Source organism: Fervidicoccaceae archaeon, from assembly GCA_038734945.1.
Classification (GTDB): Archaea; Thermoproteota; Thermoprotei_A; order Sulfolobales; family Fervidicoccaceae; genus ARK-14.
The window spans coordinates 138,089-153,351 of sequence record JAVYOA010000009.1 but is presented as its reverse complement, the minus strand read 5'-3'; the positions used below and the strand labels follow the sequence as shown (position 1 = coordinate 153,351).

At 43.1% G+C, this 15,263-nt stretch carries 19 protein-coding genes and 1 other RNA gene; 5 read left to right on the top strand and 15 right to left on the bottom strand.

Translation table 11 applies throughout. The features are described 5' to 3' along the window. Nucleotides 1–67: 67 nt before the first annotated feature. From QXR92_05225 to QXR92_05205, 5 genes are all read left to right on the top strand, one after another. Nucleotides 68–1,273: a cobalamin-binding protein gene (locus tag QXR92_05225; protein MEM0319400.1), complete on the top strand. Its 1,206-nt coding sequence runs from the start codon at nt 68–70 to the stop codon at nt 1,271–1,273. 11 nt (nt 1,274–1,284) lie between these two features. Further along, entirely contained in the window at nt 1,285–2,274 is a 990-nt protein-coding gene (locus tag QXR92_05220) for an iron ABC transporter permease (GenBank protein MEM0319399.1), read from the top strand. 8 nt (nt 2,275–2,282) lie between these two features. Continuing rightward, nucleotides 2,283–3,020: an ABC transporter ATP-binding protein gene (locus QXR92_05215; GenBank protein MEM0319398.1), complete on the top strand. Its 738-nt coding sequence runs from the start codon at nt 2,283–2,285 to the stop codon at nt 3,018–3,020. Between the two features lie 177 nt (nt 3,021–3,197). Continuing rightward, nucleotides 3,198–4,247 (top strand): MBL fold metallo-hydrolase, encoded by a 1,050-nt coding sequence (locus QXR92_05210; GenBank protein MEM0319397.1) that lies wholly within the window; start codon nt 3,198–3,200, stop codon nt 4,245–4,247. Nucleotide 4,248: 1 nt separating this feature from the next. Further along, nucleotides 4,249–5,130 carry a hypothetical protein gene (locus tag QXR92_05205; protein MEM0319396.1) on the top strand — a complete coding sequence of 294 codons (882 nt, stop codon included), beginning with the start codon at nt 4,249–4,251 and terminating at the stop codon, nt 5,128–5,130. On the opposite strand, the gene QXR92_05200 is transcribed toward QXR92_05205, so the two are convergent. The 15 genes from QXR92_05200 to QXR92_05130 all read right to left on the bottom strand — a co-directional run bounded on the left by QXR92_05200 (nt 5,090) and on the right by QXR92_05130 (nt 15,235). Next, on the bottom strand, nt 5,090–5,491 hold the full coding sequence (locus tag QXR92_05200; GenBank protein MEM0319395.1) for a CopG family ribbon-helix-helix protein: 402 nt from the start codon (nt 5,489–5,491) through the stop codon (nt 5,090–5,092). The genes QXR92_05205 and QXR92_05200 overlap by 41 nt on opposite strands. Nucleotides 5,492–5,493: 2 nt before the next feature. Continuing rightward, nucleotides 5,494–6,171 carry an ABC transporter ATP-binding protein gene (locus QXR92_05195; protein ID MEM0319394.1) on the bottom strand — a complete coding sequence of 226 codons (678 nt, stop codon included), beginning with the start codon at nt 6,169–6,171 and terminating at the stop codon, nt 5,494–5,496. Between the two features lie 19 nt (nt 6,172–6,190). Beyond that, nucleotides 6,191–6,913: a hypothetical protein gene (locus tag QXR92_05190; protein MEM0319393.1), complete on the bottom strand. Its 723-nt coding sequence runs from the start codon at nt 6,911–6,913 to the stop codon at nt 6,191–6,193. Then, nucleotides 6,888–7,172, bottom strand: coding sequence for a PDGLE domain-containing protein (locus QXR92_05185; GenBank protein ID MEM0319392.1), 285 nt, complete (start codon nt 7,170–7,172; stop codon nt 6,888–6,890). The genes QXR92_05190 and QXR92_05185 overlap by 26 nt, the downstream gene beginning before the upstream one ends. Further along, nucleotides 7,169–7,822, bottom strand: coding sequence for an energy-coupling factor ABC transporter permease (locus QXR92_05180; GenBank protein MEM0319391.1), 654 nt, complete (start codon nt 7,820–7,822; stop codon nt 7,169–7,171). The genes QXR92_05185 and QXR92_05180 overlap by 4 nt, the downstream gene beginning before the upstream one ends. Nucleotides 7,823–7,920: 98 nt before the next feature. Beyond that, an RNA gene (rnpB, locus tag QXR92_05175) (RNase P RNA component) lies at nt 7,921–8,233 on the bottom strand. A 10-nt stretch (nt 8,234–8,243) separates the two neighbouring features. Beyond that, complete coding sequence (locus tag QXR92_05170) at nt 8,244–10,076, bottom strand: ribosome biogenesis/translation initiation ATPase RLI (GenBank protein ID MEM0319390.1); 1,833 nt, start codon at nt 10,074–10,076, stop codon at nt 8,244–8,246. Nucleotides 10,077–10,165: 89 nt separating this feature from the next. Next, a complete protein-coding gene (locus QXR92_05165) occupies nt 10,166–10,753 on the bottom strand; it encodes a KH domain-containing protein (protein MEM0319389.1) in 588 nt (195 codons plus the stop codon). Continuing rightward, the gene (locus QXR92_05160) at nt 10,684–11,532 is read right to left on the bottom strand and encodes a serine protein kinase RIO (protein ID MEM0319388.1); all 849 of its coding nucleotides are present in this window, start codon (nt 11,530–11,532) and stop codon (nt 10,684–10,686) included. Before QXR92_05160 ends, QXR92_05165 begins: the two co-directional genes overlap by 70 nt. A gap of 4 nt (nt 11,533–11,536) precedes the next feature. After that, on the bottom strand, nt 11,537–11,851 hold the full coding sequence (locus QXR92_05155; GenBank protein ID MEM0319387.1) for a translation initiation factor aIF-1A: 315 nt from the start codon (nt 11,849–11,851) through the stop codon (nt 11,537–11,539). Nucleotides 11,852–12,036: 185 nt separating this feature from the next. Next, nucleotides 12,037–13,053 carry an NMD3-related protein gene (locus QXR92_05150; protein MEM0319386.1) on the bottom strand — a complete coding sequence of 339 codons (1,017 nt, stop codon included), beginning with the start codon at nt 13,051–13,053 and terminating at the stop codon, nt 12,037–12,039. A gap of 11 nt (nt 13,054–13,064) precedes the next feature. Continuing rightward, complete coding sequence (locus QXR92_05145) at nt 13,065–13,373, bottom strand: DUF424 family protein (GenBank protein ID MEM0319385.1); 309 nt, start codon at nt 13,371–13,373, stop codon at nt 13,065–13,067. An 18-nt stretch (nt 13,374–13,391) separates the two neighbouring features. Further along, a complete protein-coding gene (locus tag QXR92_05140) occupies nt 13,392–13,835 on the bottom strand; it encodes a translation initiation factor IF-2 subunit beta (protein ID MEM0319384.1) in 444 nt (147 codons plus the stop codon). Beyond that, nucleotides 13,816–14,889 (bottom strand): GTPase, encoded by a 1,074-nt coding sequence (locus QXR92_05135; protein MEM0319383.1) that lies wholly within the window; start codon nt 14,887–14,889, stop codon nt 13,816–13,818. The genes QXR92_05140 and QXR92_05135 overlap by 20 nt, the downstream gene beginning before the upstream one ends. Continuing rightward, a complete protein-coding gene (locus tag QXR92_05130) occupies nt 14,873–15,235 on the bottom strand; it encodes a hypothetical protein (protein MEM0319382.1) in 363 nt (120 codons plus the stop codon). Before QXR92_05130 ends, QXR92_05135 begins: the two co-directional genes overlap by 17 nt. Nucleotides 15,236–15,263 lie beyond the last annotated feature (28 nt).

The following is a 15,263-nucleotide window of genomic DNA, read 5'->3' as shown; positions in this document are numbered from 1 at the left end:
GTGGTTTTCTTGTATTTGGAAAAAAATTTAAATATATGTATATGGTTATTGAAACCAGGGATCAAGCTTGAACACGCAAAACAAGATTATTGTTTCCATACTCATACTGGCTCTCTTGCTCTCTGGAATCTCTGTATTTCTTGCTTACGAGTCTTATGCCTCAAGCAATTCCATAAGAAATGCCTTGGACTCGTTTGAAAAGCAGCTTTTCAATATATCCTCCCAGCTCTCATCGGCAAGCAATTCCGTATCAGCAATACAGAGCTTGAGCTCTACTATTCAGAGCCTGAACCTGAGCCTCACCCAGAAAATTGATCAACTATCAAGCGAGGTATCTAGCTTAAAATATCCAATTCAAGTCTATGATGCTTTGAACAGAACAGTTTTCATAACACAACAACCACAAAGAATTGTCTCAATAGCACCAAGCATAACGGAAATTCTCTTCGCAATCAATGCTAGTTCATATATTGTTGGAGTTGATGATTACTCGAACTATCCTCCAATTATAGGTGATCTGGTGAAGAATGGAACAATAGAGAGGGTAGGAGGATTCTCAGACATAAGTTTGGAAAAAGTCATTTCCTTAAAGCCAGATTTAGTCATAGGAACCACGGGAGTCCAGTATAAATTCATATATCAGCTATCTCAGATGGGCATCACTTCAATTTCCCTCAGGACAGAGAGCATTGATGACATATTCTCAGCAACACTTCTTTTGGGCAAGATAACCAACCACTTCCAAGATGCTCTCAATCTCGTGAATGAATTGAAACAGAGAATTTTGGGACAATATAGTTTAGTTGCATCGAAAACTACTACTAGGCCAAGTATCATGTATGTTGTTTGGATCAATCCAATCTTTGCTGCTGGAGGAGGAAGTTTTTGGAATGACATTATAGGACTTTCTGGTGGAAGAAATGCTCTGGAAAATATATCGCAAGCCTGGCCCATGATTTCTTGGGAGGAGGTCATCAAAGCAAATCCAGATGTCATTGTTCTCTCCGAATATGCTGGCGGCTTCTCCAATGCTTCCCAATTTCTGAGCTGGGCCAGAACTCAGCCTGGGGGAGAAAGCATCAAAGCTGTAAAGGATGGCAAAGTTTATATGCTTCATGGAGAGCTTAATGACATTGCCTCAAGGCCAGGTCCCAGAATTGCTGAGCTTCAACTAGCACTATCTCTAATTCTCCATCCCGATTTATACAACGTCACTGCAGTACCTAACGATTTAACGCTTGAAATGGTCATCAATATGACTTCGGCAAAGTGAGGGTATACCAATTGGAGAAATCCCTTTTTGAGTATTTGAGGGATAAGAAAAGAAGGCTGTTTATTTTTTTGGCAATTTCATTCTTCCTTCTGATCCCAGTTTTATTCATGAGCATATTAGTAGGATCTTCGGGAATTCTCCCAATAAGTAGATGGAAAACTACTGATCCTATTTTTGAGCTTAGAATATACAGAACAATAACGGCTTTTCTATCCGCTTCAGTGCTCTCCCTCAATGGTCTGATCCTGCAGACTATACTTGTTAATCCGCTGGTGGACTCAAGTATACTTGGAATTTCATCTGGAGCAATGCTTGGAACCCTTTTGGGCTACATAGTATCAATGGAAATTGGGATGTATGTAGCTCCTGCTCTCTCCTTTATCTTCTCATTGTTTGCTGCCGGACTCATCTATGGGATCAGCAAGCTAGGAGGGTTCAGAATTCTCATCATAGCCCTCTCCGGAGTAATGATCTCAACCATGATGACTTCGATTTCATATATAATACTCCTCATGGAACCGGCTCTTTCTAGAGGTGGGATTGCCTTCGTTCTCGGTTCGCTTCAATTTTCCGATGAAAAAACTGTCCTTTTGAGCCTGGTTAGCCTTGTCATAATAGCTTCGTATATCTATTTGAGAGTCGGCGCCCTTAGAAAGTTGATGATAGGAGAAGATCTTGCTCTCTCCTCTGGCATAAACGTGAGGAATGTGAGGAAAGAGAGCATTGTTGTCTCCAGCATAAGCATTTCATTGGTTACTCTTGCTGTTGGACCGATTGGATTTGTTGGACTAATAATCCCACATGTTTCGAGGATAATTGTTGGTGGGGACCCAGGAGCTGTTTCAACTCTATCATTTTTGCTGGGACCCCTCCTCCTCATATCTGCTGATGTAGCATCGAGAATTGCCTTCATGCCCTCGGAACTTCCAGTTGGGATTGCAATGAGCATTTTAGGAGCTCCTTTTTTCCTATTCCTCCTCGTAAGGAGCATGAGAGGGTGATCTGAAAAATGCTGATTTCTCTGAAAGGAAGCATTGGCTATTCTTTTCCCATCTATAGAAACTTGGAAATGCAGCTGAAGGGTGGTAGAATCTACTGTGTTCTTGGACCAAATGGCTCAGGAAAAACCACAATTTTGAAGTCTCTATCAGGATCGCTCCCCCTCCTTTCTGGGTCAGTAGAAAAAGACCCCCCTGCAAAGTCTCTATATGTTCCTCCAGATCCTCCGAGCATTCCAGGAATGCGTGGAGGAGATGCTGCTCTCTCTCTTCTAGCTGCTAATGAGAGGAGACTGCTGTACGGAGAATGGAAGCGGGAAATTCTGGATAGGGTTTCCAACCTGCTCAGAGAACTGGAATCAGATGTGGATCTAGAGAGAGAGTTTGAGCAGTTTAGCACTGGTGAGAAAATGAAGATTCTGCTAGCATCATCCATAGCTTCAGATGCTCCATACCTCTTCCTCGATGAGCCTAATGGCCATCTTGACATAGGAGCTAGGTTCTCTCTCTACAGGATTCTCAGAGAGGAGAAAGCTAGGAAGCTCATCGTATTGAGCCTTCACGATATCTGGGATGCTTCTCTTATTTGTGATTATGGAATTTTGATGGGAAAGAAAGCTGTTCTGGGACCAATGAGAATCGATGAAATTTTGAATGAAAACTTATTGCAGGAGCTTTACAGAGTGGTTTTCAAGACCCTATATGTAGATGACAAAAAGATTCTCATACCAATGGATAAAATCAGCTAAGCAAATGCTCCATCTGACCTCCTCCTTGCCCTAAAGGACGAGGCTTTCAGTTTGGTAAAAATGCAGAAATGCTGAAAATAGGTGTTCCAAAGTAGAAAGTTCTAAAATGTTAACAAGAGATCAATGGGCGTATAAGATTATAAGTTTCAGTGATAATGAAAAAGTTTGGGAGCTCTTTTGGTTGAACTAAGGACAACTGCTGATGCCGAAGTAAGCGAGACCGGAGCAATATTGCTCGGAAAAATGTTTGAAGTGGACTCCTTCGCATGGAGGGCGATCAGAGTTGTATCTCACTTCCACAGTGATCATGCGCTTAACCTTTCTAAAAGCAAGAAGTTCGCTTCCCATATAGTTGCTACTCCCCCAACGATTGAGGCTCTTATCTTGATGGGACATTCGCTTCATGATGAGAAGCTTCTTCCTGTTGATTATGGTAGGACTATTAGGTTCGGCGATGAAGCGCTTACGCTTGTAAAATCCTCTCATGTTCTGGGAAGTGCGCAAATTCTCGTTGAGACATCTGATGGGAGGAGGGTTGGCTACACGAGCGACTTCAAATTTCCTGGTACTAAGATAATGAGCGAGCTCGATGCTCTAATCATCGATGCCACATATGGGAGTGAAAGCATGGTAAGGCCATTCAAGAACGAAGTAGATCTTCTTTTCAGCGATTTAGTTCTGGATCTTTTATCGAAAGGAAGGCCCCTAGTGGTTAGGGGCTATCATGGAAAGCTGCAGGAGGCCATGCACATACTTAGAAAATTTGGAATTGAGGCTCCTTTCATAATGCCGGAGAAGGTATACGGGCTCACAAAAATGGCAGAAAAATTTGGAATGAGGATTGGAAATTATTTCTCGGAGAACTCGATTGAGGGAAAAGAGCTGTTGAGGGATGGCTGGTTTATTTACATGATGCACAGCAATTCAAGGAGAGTTATGCTTCCCAATCATTCTGAGATCACACTCACTGGCTGGTTCTTCCTCTCTCCCCTCAAGAAAATCTATGAGAACAGCAGAGGCGAGAAATGGATAGTAGCGCTGAGCGACCATGCTGACTTTGAGGATACAATGTATTACGTGGAGGAGGCAAGACCTAAATCTCTAATAATTGATGGATATAGGACATCAGTTGAGATAGCTGAGTCCTTCGCTAGGGCTGTAAAGAGAAGGTTAGGATTAGAGGCAGCTGTTATGCCCAAAATGCAGGGAACCAAAGAGGAGGACTGAATTGCTTCTTCCTCCGTTGCGCTCACCTGAAGTTAGGGGCGGCAAGCTCCCTAGATCCCCTGCACTGCAGATTCTTCCTTTCAGGGATTTCATGGGATTAAGCTCCTCGCTCCTTGTCTCAACTGAAGATTTTCTAAAAATGCTGGAGGGCTCGTATGGGTACTCCAGAGCTATGCTGTGGGTGAGAACCCTGCAGTGGATGGGACTCATAGAACCAGTTGAAGTCCATTCACCATTTTTGAGAGGGATAAGAGCAATAGAAGTGAAGCTGCTTCCAATACTGGAAATAATACAAAAGCAGAAGTGTCCTTCGGAAACTAAGGTTTGCATTTTGCCATTCCTCTCTCTTCTCCTTCCCACACCCTTCAGAAGAGTTATGCTTTTTTCACTTACCTCAAGGAGCATTGAGGAAATAGCAGAGAAGATGTTGAAGAATGGATCGGCAGCTGAGAGAATCATCGCCGTCCAGCACTTCATCTCAGAGAAAAACAAGATGAGCGACCTAGTCTTTCTATTGATATTTCTCTTTTCAACGGGAATATTAAGAAGGGGAAAGAAAAGCGATAGAGGAGGAAATGTTGCTTATCTTAGAGAGCAGTTAAGAGGATTGTGGAGAGAACATCCCTGTTTCAAAAAATCACCGCTCTTGGGTAAGGATCTTGTTGAAGCAGAAAGCTTTTTGTTTGGAAGATTAAACTGGGAAGCAGGAGGGGGAGGAGATCCTAATATATCTTTCATGTCTTTTCTTGACAATGATTCTAGGAATTGCTTGTTTGAGTGCCTTTATGAGGTAAAATCTGCTCTGCCGAAAATTTTGCTGGAATATGAGGATCTCTGGGATATCAGGAAAGTGGGGCAACGGGGAAGAACTGTGAATTCTTGATCCCGTGCAGCTTGGAGATGCCATCGACGAATTCTCTTATTCTGTTTGAATTCCCCCTCACAGCTATGATGAGCATGCACTCGTTCTTCGTCAAATGAATGTGCAAGGCAGAAATTATTACATCCATGAAGTCGTGCTGGATGTCTGTGAGCTTCTCCTCTATCCCTCCTGCCTCATGATCGTAGTGTATTACAGTAACGCCTGCTATCTTTCCCTCAGCTGTCATCCACTTCCTAGAGGCTATATACATTTCAGCCGACCTCTGAAGAGCTGCTGACCTGCTTATTCCTTCAGACTCAGAAACTCTCTCGAGCTCCTCTAGCAAGCCTTCCGGGAAAGATACTGAAAATCTGCGGGACATAGTCAATGACCCTCAATATATAATATTTTTCCATCCTCCATATATGCTCTTTCATTGCATATCTCAGTGATTTCTTTGTCCTGTGTTGCTATAACAACTGCCCAATTGCCTTCCCTTTTCTCTCTCAAAAATCCATTTATTCGTTCTATCATCTTTGCTTTGTTTTTCTCATCGAGATTGCTGGTTGGCTCATCAAGAAGAAGAAGGGTTGGTTCTAGAACAAGAACGGATGCCAGCGATACAAGCCTTCTCTGGCCAAAACTGAGTCTGTGGGGAATTCTATCTTTGAGATTATCAATTCCTAGTCTCTTCAGCTCAGTTTCCGCTCTGCTGAGGGCCTCCTCTCTCTCCATTCCTCTTGCTATCAAACCAAAGGCTACCTCCTCAAGAACACTTGGATTGAAAAGCATATCATCGGGATTTTGAAAGAGGAGGGCTATCTTTTTTCTGATGCTCCCTGCATTGTTCCTTTCAACTTTTTCTCCAAAGATTCTGAGCTCACCTGCTTGGGGGAAAATCAAGGATGCTAGAACGAAAAGCAGTGTGCTCTTCCCCGCGCCGTTCGGACCTGTTAAACAGAGGCGAGAACCATTTCTAATCTCAAGTGACACTCCATTGAGGGCTCTTGTTCCATCTGGATATGAATAGTATATGTCTCTCAGCTCTGCAATCAACTCCATGGTTCTCAGCTCTTCTGGTTTAGAATACAGGAAATATGACACCAAGAACAATGAAAGAGAAAAGAAGTAATAACATTAACAGAGTGAATTTTATGGAAAGCACAGATTTCCTCACTGTTTCCTCTCCTCCTCTCATGATGAAGGCCATGTTAACTCTTTCTCCTCTCTCATATCCTCTCACTAGCTGATATCCAGCAAAGTATCCCAGCTCTCTGATTCCAAGCTTTGGAGCCCCTCTTGAAGCTAAGGCAAGAGCTGAATTCCAGATTATTCTCGCCGAGGTTATGATATCAATGGAAGATATTGAAATGAGCATGGCGAGGTCTTTCGGAAGGCCTAATGAAGCAAGTCCTATGGAAATGTATGGAATCCCGTAGCTTCTAGCTATGAGTGTGGGAATAGATAGTGCGGCCCAGACCCTCAATGTGAATATGGCTGCCCCGGATAGACCATATGATGGCTCGAGAAATGCTCTAGGTATTGCTATTGCCAGAGAGAAGAGAGGAATGAAGAAGAGTGTGCTCTTCAAGAACCTGAGAAACTTTTCTCCTACCATGATAGAGAGAGCTATTGAAAGCAGAATTATCAACAGAGGAAATGCTGCTCCTTTGGAGAGCACAACCAAAACTGGTGAAACTATAGCAAGCAGAGCTGACTCGACCTCGCTGAATATTCTTCTCTTCGGTCTTTCGCAGAGGTACATGAGCTCAATAAGCTCACTGAGCTTCTTTACTACCTCCATGCTTGCCTACCCTCATCAGAAGGAGCGTAATGATTAAGACAGTTAGCATTCCTATTGCTCCAGCTATTATACCTCCAAGCCATTGAGGTAGACCTGGAACAGTGTAGTCGGGAAATAGGGATTGAAAGAGGCTTTCCTGTGCAAGGTTCAGCCTCTCTGAAACGACGTCTAGAGGCTCATATGAGAAGGAAAGCATGGTGGATCCGGTTATTATGGCAGCAAAGGCTAAGATGATTAGTACTTGCCTATCTCTCCTCATGAGTCTCGCCTCACAAAGACTTCTGGCTTATATTTGCTGAAGGCATAGACTCCAAAACCAGTAATTGCTCCCTCAACAATTCCAAGAACAGCATGGGAAATGCCCATCACTGGCAAGGTAATTTGCAGACTATACCCGAAAGTGCTCTGAGATAATCCGAGCTCAAGACCGCATGCAAGAGCCGCTGCAACTATTGCTAGCCATCCAGAAATAGCACCAGAAACAATTATTTCACTTTCTTTCTTCAAGAACTTCCTGAGCAGGATATATGTATAAAATGAGATAAGCGAGGCAATAATTGCCATATTTAGGGCATTTGCTCCAAAGGTGGTGATCCCTCCATCCCCAAATAGTAGGGCTTGGATAAGGAGCACTATAGAGAGGCCTACTATGCCTGCTTCTGGACCGAATATTATTGAGAGGAGAGGTGTTCCAATGAGGTGCCCAGTTGTACCTCCTGGGCCAAGCGGATAGTTGACCATCTGGAGAGCAAAAACAGTCGCTGTCAGTACGCCGAACATAGGTATGCTAGAACTGCTTTCCTTCAGCTTTTTCCTGAGCTTAACATATGAGTAAGCAATAATTGGAAGGGAGATGAGATAGCAAGCAACCCAAACATCTACACTTAGATATCCATCGGGTATATGCATGATAAGCCGCCAATGTATTACTTTTTTCTATTTTTTTCACACCTGACCTATATATCTTTTTCCAAGCCAAACAATTCGAGAATGAATGTTTGGGAGCCGGATCCCGCTGTAACCCGTCTTCTGTAGTTTCAGCGGCATTCGGCTAAGCGGATCAGCTCTGTCTCAGGCGGCAGCTCATCGACAGAGCTCCTTGCTCCGTGGGGGTCGGCCGTTTCATCGGTCATCCGAGATTCATAGGCTCCCCGCAGCGTCGCCGCTGCGCTTATGAGCCTCATCTTCATATATCTCGGAGCCGTCTCGTTTCTGTTCCGTTGCCGGGGAATCTCTCCCCGCTCCATTCAGGAGCCCCACTGCCGCCGGGAGGACGGTGTTTCCTCAGGGCTTGAACCCCGTCAGCCGCTAGCGGTGTCCGGCTCCCATTTTATTCTTCTTCTTCCCTGCTAATAATTGTTCCTTCCGCAGGAAGATAATAATATTCTCCAATTCTCTTCTGTTCTCTATCCATGTAGCTTCCTTCTTTATTTATCCTTGGCCTGCCCGTGACTGGATCTCTTCTGAATGTTATCTGCAGATCTCTCAGAAACTTATTCATTCCATCCCTGAGCCCCATTGGCTTATTTGCTTTCCCATATATTCCAGGTTTTCCATCAAAGACAATAATTCTAGAGCAAATGTAGTCAACAATAGAGAGATCGTGCTCAACTACGAAGGCAGCTATACCCCTTGCCTCAGTTAGTCTTCTTATGGTTTTTGCTACAGCCAGCCTCTCCTCAACGTCCAGATATGCACTCGGCTCATCGAGCAGATATATTTGGGATTCTCTTGCCAGCGTGACAGCTACAGCTAGTTTTTGAAGTTCCCCTCCACTCAGTTCATGAACATCTCTGTCTCTGAGTTTATAGAGGCCAAAGGGCCTTACGATTTCCTCAAATATCCAGCTGTCTGGAGTCATAGATGAGGCATTTGCTTGGAGTAAATTCTCTGCCACCGTGCTTCTTTCGAAGCTTTCCGAACTGACGTATTGGGGCTTATAGCTAAAGGTTATCCCACCTGCTTCTGCTCCCAATTTCTCACCAAGCATCTGTGCTATCTTTCCAACAAATGTAGTCTTTCCTATTCCATTAGAACCAAGTATTCCTATTACCTCTCCTCTCCTGATCTCTCCTCCTTCGGCTTCAAGCTTGAAGCTTCCGAGATCTACGGAGAAAGGCCCCCAGTTGAAATAAATTTCAGTAGCTAGAGATAGCTGTATAGGACGATCGGAAAGATGGAAGCGAATTGATTCTTTTCTCACTCTCATGTTCTCAGCAGGCAGATATCCATCGAGAAAGTTGTTTATTCCTGATCTCGAAGAATATACTTTGGAAACAATTCCATAAACTCCAGGCTCACCGAACATCAAGACGAGAGAATCGGAAATGTAGTCCAAAATTGCCAGATCGTGCTCTATAACAAAACCATAGGACTCCTTGGGAATCATCTCTCTTATGAGCCTAGCAGCATTTATCCTCTCCCTTACATCGAGAAAGCTGCTGGGTTCGTCGAAAATATAGACATCGGCCTTCTTGGAAAGAACTGCTGTTATAAGGAGTTTTTGGAGTTCTCCTCCACTGAGCTTCTCTACTTCTCTATCCAGGATGCTAGATAAGTTGAATTGCTTTGCCAGATCCTTCCATACTCCTCTTTCATCGGCTCTTTCCAAAAGTTCTCCGACTTTTCCCTTCAGCCTTTTTGAAACTATCTCGATGTTCTGGATTTTATGAGCGACTTTTAGCTTGCCATCATAGAGCTTAGAAAAATATTGATATATTTCTGTTCCTCTAAGCCGCGCTAGAACATCCTTCGGGGAAGGTTTAGAGTCAGGATTTCCGAAATTTGGTATGATTTCCCCTGCCAAAATTCTAATGCTTGTTGTCTTGCCTGTACCGTTCTTTCCGAGAATGCCAATTAGCTCCCCTTCCTTTGGAACTGGAAGGCCAAAAAGCTTAAACCCATTCCTTCCGAACCTATGTAGAGTCCTTTTTTCTAACTCATCAGGAATGTTCTCCACACTTATTGCTGAAAATGGGCATTTCTTTACGCATATCCCGCATCCTATGCATGTGCTTTCATATATTATCGGCTTTCCTGTCTCTGTGCTCATCTCTATAGCCTTCACTCCCCTTCTTCCCCTGTTCACAGGGCAAAACCTTATGCACTCCAAGCTACATTTGTCAGGTCTACATAGGGTTTGATCTATTACTGCTACTCTCAATACTTCTCACCTGAGAAGGCTCAGCTATTCACATTGCAACCACATTTTCTATAGTTTCGGTGCCGTCACCAAACATCATCGCCTTCCTTTTAGCTCTTCCACAAGTCAGTTATTTTCTTTCTCTTCATTCTTCTAGCTTCCCTCTCTAAAAATGAATATACTGAAGCATGAGGCTTGCCATCAATTAGCATCCTGATGGCCTCCTCAGCGATTCTGACCTGCTCGAAATCTCCAATTATTCCTATGCTCTTTTCCCCTATCACTATATCTGTCCCAGTTGTTTCCTCCAAAATTTTTCTCGCCTTTCCCTCTTCCCCTATAATTCTTGCCTTTATTCTTCTGAGATGATTCTCGCCCTCAATAATCATGCTGAGATCTATGAGGAGTAGAATCTGGTCATCTTCCAAAAGGCGGAATGCCTTTTCAGGAGGAAAGCCGATGGATATTGCCCTAACTATATCCCTGGCCTTGAGTAAGGAGTCGGGGGGAAGATTCTTGGTACCTGGCTCTATAACAACAGTTCCAGTATTGCTATCTATTGTTATCATTGTTCCCGTGGATACTTCTATCTTCTCCTTGATGCTTCCACCCGAGCCTATCAATGCTCCTATTCTCTCTGGTGGGATCTGTTCGAATATTTTGAAAGGTACAGCTCTTCTCTCTCTTTCTTCAGACATTCCAGCAGTTCCTCCTCCAGGATGGTCTCTCCAATAGGTTTTATACCATGTGTTCTCTTAAAGAACCTGTCAATGTTCATTATATCCTTTTTCAGAAATTCTTCAGCGTTGGGATGAGAAAGCAACACTGACTGTGATACATCGATTATTACTGGGGTTCCTTCGAATATCATTATGTTATATTCGCTCAGATCAGCGTGAACTAGCTCTCCTTTACAAACCATCTTCTTCACATTTTCCAATATTTCCTCATATATCCTTTGAGGATCCTCCAGATTCCCGCCGATTTCTTTTAGAAGCGGTGCTCTGTTCCCGTCCTTTCCTATGAACTCCATCACAACAATGTTGTCCCTCTGTGCAATTGGCTTCGGCACTCTAACTCCTGAGGAGAACATCTTCTTCAGGTTTGAATATTCCTTCTTTGCCCATAGAGACATGAGTTTCCTTGTGCTTGTTATCTTAGCTTTCTCAAATCTCTCGTCTCCAACTATGTATTTGCTTATGCTTTTTTTGAACTCAGCGGAAAAGGTAAGGTATATTTTTATTGCCAGCTCCTGACCTTCTCTATCTATACCTCTATAGATTCTAGCTTCCTTTCCTGAGCTTATAACTCCAGTTATTTTTCTTATATTGACCTTTCTTGCCAGCTCGTATAGAGATCTGATTGTGAATGAGTCAAAAACCTCTTCAACAGTTTTTAGAAGATCATAATCCTTCTCTCGCTTTTCTTCATCGTAAAGCTCTCTATCAATTCTCCTCTCCATGTCTTCCTCTTCCAAAGACCTAGACACCCTCCAACAGATCGGGAGGAATTAGATTTTTTTGGGCAAGCTTCCTTACTTCACTGCTTGCATATTTGTATACAAGATCTCCCCTCTTATCTGCCTGCATTTCCCAGGGTGCTACAAGCACTATATCTCCCTCCCTTATCCACATTCTTCTTCTAAGCCTACCAGGAATTCTGGTCATTCTCCTTATTCCATCAGCACATCTGGCAACAAAATGGTCTCCTCCTAGAATTTTCTCAACGACACATATAACTGTGTCATTTCCTGGAAGCGGCATTTCCCCTTCTTGCTCTTCCTCTTTCTTTACCATTCAATCACACTCTCTTTTCAAGAATGATTCTTCTTCTAGAAAGGATGGGTAACCGCCTGTAATAAAGATTTACAGCTTGGATATCTTTTCTCTCTGAAATCTTCTTCATGATTTCTTAAACTCTTGGCTTCCAACATTCTTAAGGAAATCTGTATGCTAATAGATGGTTCTTGAAGACCTGGATATCATGTAATTAGCTCTTTCTTTACCAGGAATTTCCCTTTCTTGTGTTCTATGAGGATGCATTTCTCTCCTGTTTCAAGCTTACCGAGAATAGAGGATATTGGAATCTCATCGGTGGAGAAGTCTTCAAGAAGAACGATCACTCTCTCTGGGAGCACCGCCTGAACTGTTACTTCATGAAGTGCTCCACTGAACGGCTTCAAATTGGACTGCTCTACTTTATTCAACCTGATCTCTCTTTTCCTATTTAGCAAATACAACCTCAGTGGCTCCCCCGTTTTATGCATTAAGATTGCCGGCTCCCCATAGATCTCGAAGATGCCTCCTTTTCTTGAAATTGGAATTCTGAGCGAGATTGACAATCTTGTTCTCTTCTCTCCTCCTCTTTCAGATATAAGCTTGTGTGTCAGCTTCATGTTTCCTCCGAGCTTGTTTGAAATAGCAGTTGCTAAAATCTTAGCGCTTGCTTTATCTTTGAGATTTATATCGAAGCCTTCCCTGAGCTCATCTATACTGACAACGTTCTCTCTCAGCTCGAGAGGAAGTGAAGAGATGATTCTCATGACTTCGTTGAAAACTGCCTTATCTATTTTTCCCTCATTGCTTCTGACCTGTATCTTTGCTTCATAAACACCAGATCTCTTGGCCAAGCAGAGGGGACATATGCTCTTCTCTTCCACGATTTCAACTTTTATAGGGAAAGAATAGCTCCCCTCTTTTCCAAAGACCTGTGCCTTGAAGCTATCTCCTGTGCTAGATACAAATACCTCGAAGCCATAAGGCCCGAATTTCTTTCGCAGGATTTTCTCTGCTTCCCGTATAATGATGCTGTTCAGCTTTCTCCCACCTTCAGGCTCCCATTTCCCCTTCAAGAAAATTGCACCGCAGGATTTGCATGTTTTTATTTTGATCGTAATTGGCTCTACTGGATTCTTTTCGAGGTAGCATGATATGCAGATGCCTTCTATGAAGGGGAGCAGTGCGCTTTTTTCCTTCCCACATATGGGACATCTGATCATTTCGTTCAACCTTAAATTAACGTGTTTATGTATATTGCATATGGAACGCCGGACACTTTCAGCACAGCTTCAGGATGAACTAAGCCCATCTTAATACCAAGTTTCACCGATTTTTCTCCTATCAGTGATATATAGTCTGCATCAAGAATGCTCCGCATTGCTTCTTCTTCATCAACCATTTCTCCGCCATAATATTCTTCATTAATATCAAGAATTTTTTTCCCATCTATGAATTTTTTTCCCAGGAGTTCCGCATCGCATACTAGAACTGTTTTCATCTCTTCAGTCTTTATTACCTTAAGCGAAAAGATCTCTTCCATTATTCAGCCTTCCTCTGCTCAGAAAGGCTTAACTGGCTGCTCGGCTCCGCAAGCATCGCATTTGAGCGTCCACATTTTTCCTTTTCTCAATATTCTCGTATCAGGTCTACCGCATGTGGGGCATATGAGATAGTTAGCAACGAACCTCTCAAGGATCTGGGTTAGGGTCGAAGAGCTTATCTTTGTGTTTATCGTCAAAATTCCGCTGTTGGGATCATAGTTTCCCGCCGTGGCCAGTTCTCTCAGCAAATATCTCTGGAGCATTTCTGGCTCTCTCCTGAGCAGATCTGCAACCTCCTTAAAGTTCCTGATAATTGTCTGATTTCCAACGTAGTGCAGTTGGAACTTAGGAAGCTCAAATCTCTCTCCACTGCTTGCAGGCTTTGGAACTTTCTGGTATAGCCTTTGAAGCAATGAATCATAGTCGTAGAACATTTTCTCATCAATTTCCAAATTCAGCACCTCTCCTATCTAATCCTCTCAACATTATCTCTCTAGCTCTGTTCTGCAGAGCCTTTATCAGAGGCTCCAGTCCAATTCTCTCTGTCGCACTTATAAAATAAACGCTCTCATTTCCAATATATTTTTTGATCTCATCTCTAACGATGGAGAGCTTTTCTTCATTTACTGCGTCCACCTTGTTCACAATCACCATGAGCTCAGCTACTTCTTCTCTAAATCTGGAGAGAATCTTGATCTGCTCATCCAGAGATAAAGCTGCGGAGTCCGTTGGATCAATAAGAAATAGTAGGATCCCTCTTGACATTCTTAGAACTGCTACTGCCCTTCTCTCGAAAAGGCTCATTTCGCTGAGGCTCTCATGTATTATTCCTGGAGTATCAAGGACTGCTATGTCCAGGATGTCCTCAGCGAGAAACCTTCCTGGTACAGCTATCTTTGTGGAAAATGGATATTCAGCTATCTCTGTCCTTGCATTAGATATTCTCGAAGCAAGAGTGCTCTTTCCTGAATTTGGAGCACCTGCTATGACAATAGTTACCTTGCTCGAGATATCTGGAAATAGGAGAGCTTCTTTCTTTATCTCGAGAACCTCGGAGAGAAGCTTTCTGTTCCTCCTAACTATAGATATCAATCGAGAAGATATCTCTAGAGCCTTATTCCTAAGATTTCTCCTATCCCCAGAGAGAAGCTCATTCTTTAAAGTAGAATAGAGCTGTCTTACTTTGCCATCTAGCCTTGCAGCCCGCTCAATACTATTTAGAGCCTGCTCACCGAGAACTATGGAGATGTATGCCCTCAGGTCATCTCTCTTTGAAACTATTCTATAAAATTTTTCATATGATTTTAACTTCTCGTGAATTATGTTAAAGGTCGTGTTCACTATTTCCAGTGCCTCATCCATGCTGTCCTTCGCTTCTCCTTTTTTCTGCTTCTCTATCAGTTTCCCTATTCTCCTGTAAATCTTCTCATATATTTCCTCGTATGGGGAAAGATGTAGCCTCCTGAGCTCTGCATCAGCAGGCAAGTTCTTATTCGTGCTACTTTCTCTGCTCACCTTTCTTCCCTTCGCTTTCTCCCTTTACCTCTGTTTTGAGAATTCTCTTGGTAGCTTTATCTATTGAAATGGTAACGCTGGGATGATCTCTGTCCATTTCCCTCACATAATACCTTACCAGGACCTTCTTACCCTCTCTATCTTCACCGACATCTATTTTGGGTCGCTTTCTAGTTTCCGTGAACTTCTTGACCTCTGGGAGATCGAGAGTCATTCTTATATATTCGGCATACAGCTTAAGCGCCTTAGTCTGCTGCTTGTAGTTGACCACTGCATAAGCTATAGTGACTACAGACATGGCAGCCATAATGTATGCCATGTACTGTATAACCGTGGAGCCGTCCAAACTAGTATACCCCATTGCTTTTTACGCA

Excerpts from the sequence above, each read along its gene's own strand:
- QXR92_05215 (MEM0319398.1), top strand. The coding sequence starts at position 2,283 with ATGCTGATTTCTCTGAAAGGAAGCATTGGCTATTCTTTTCCCATCTAT.
- QXR92_05200 (MEM0319395.1), bottom strand. The coding sequence starts at position 5,491 with ATGTCCCGCAGATTTTCAGTATCTTTCCCGGAAGGCTTGCTAGAGGAG.
- QXR92_05195 (MEM0319394.1), bottom strand. The coding sequence starts at position 6,171 with ATGGAGTTGATTGCAGAGCTGAGAGACATATACTATTCATATCCAGAT.
- QXR92_05190 (MEM0319393.1), bottom strand. The coding sequence starts at position 6,913 with ATGGAGGTAGTAAAGAAGCTCAGTGAGCTTATTGAGCTCATGTACCTC.
- QXR92_05185 (MEM0319392.1), bottom strand. The coding sequence starts at position 7,172 with ATGAGGAGAGATAGGCAAGTACTAATCATCTTAGCCTTTGCTGCCATA.
- QXR92_05180 (MEM0319391.1), bottom strand. The coding sequence starts at position 7,822 with ATGCATATACCCGATGGATATCTAAGTGTAGATGTTTGGGTTGCTTGC.
- QXR92_05165 (MEM0319389.1), bottom strand. The coding sequence starts at position 10,753 with ATGTCTGAAGAAAGAGAGAGAAGAGCTGTACCTTTCAAAATATTCGAA.
- QXR92_05155 (MEM0319387.1), bottom strand. The coding sequence starts at position 11,851 with ATGGTAAAGAAAGAGGAAGAGCAAGAAGGGGAAATGCCGCTTCCAGGA.
- QXR92_05150 (MEM0319386.1), bottom strand. The coding sequence starts at position 13,053 with ATGATCAGATGTCCCATATGTGGGAAGGAAAAAAGCGCACTGCTCCCC.
- QXR92_05145 (MEM0319385.1), bottom strand. The coding sequence starts at position 13,373 with ATGGAAGAGATCTTTTCGCTTAAGGTAATAAAGACTGAAGAGATGAAA.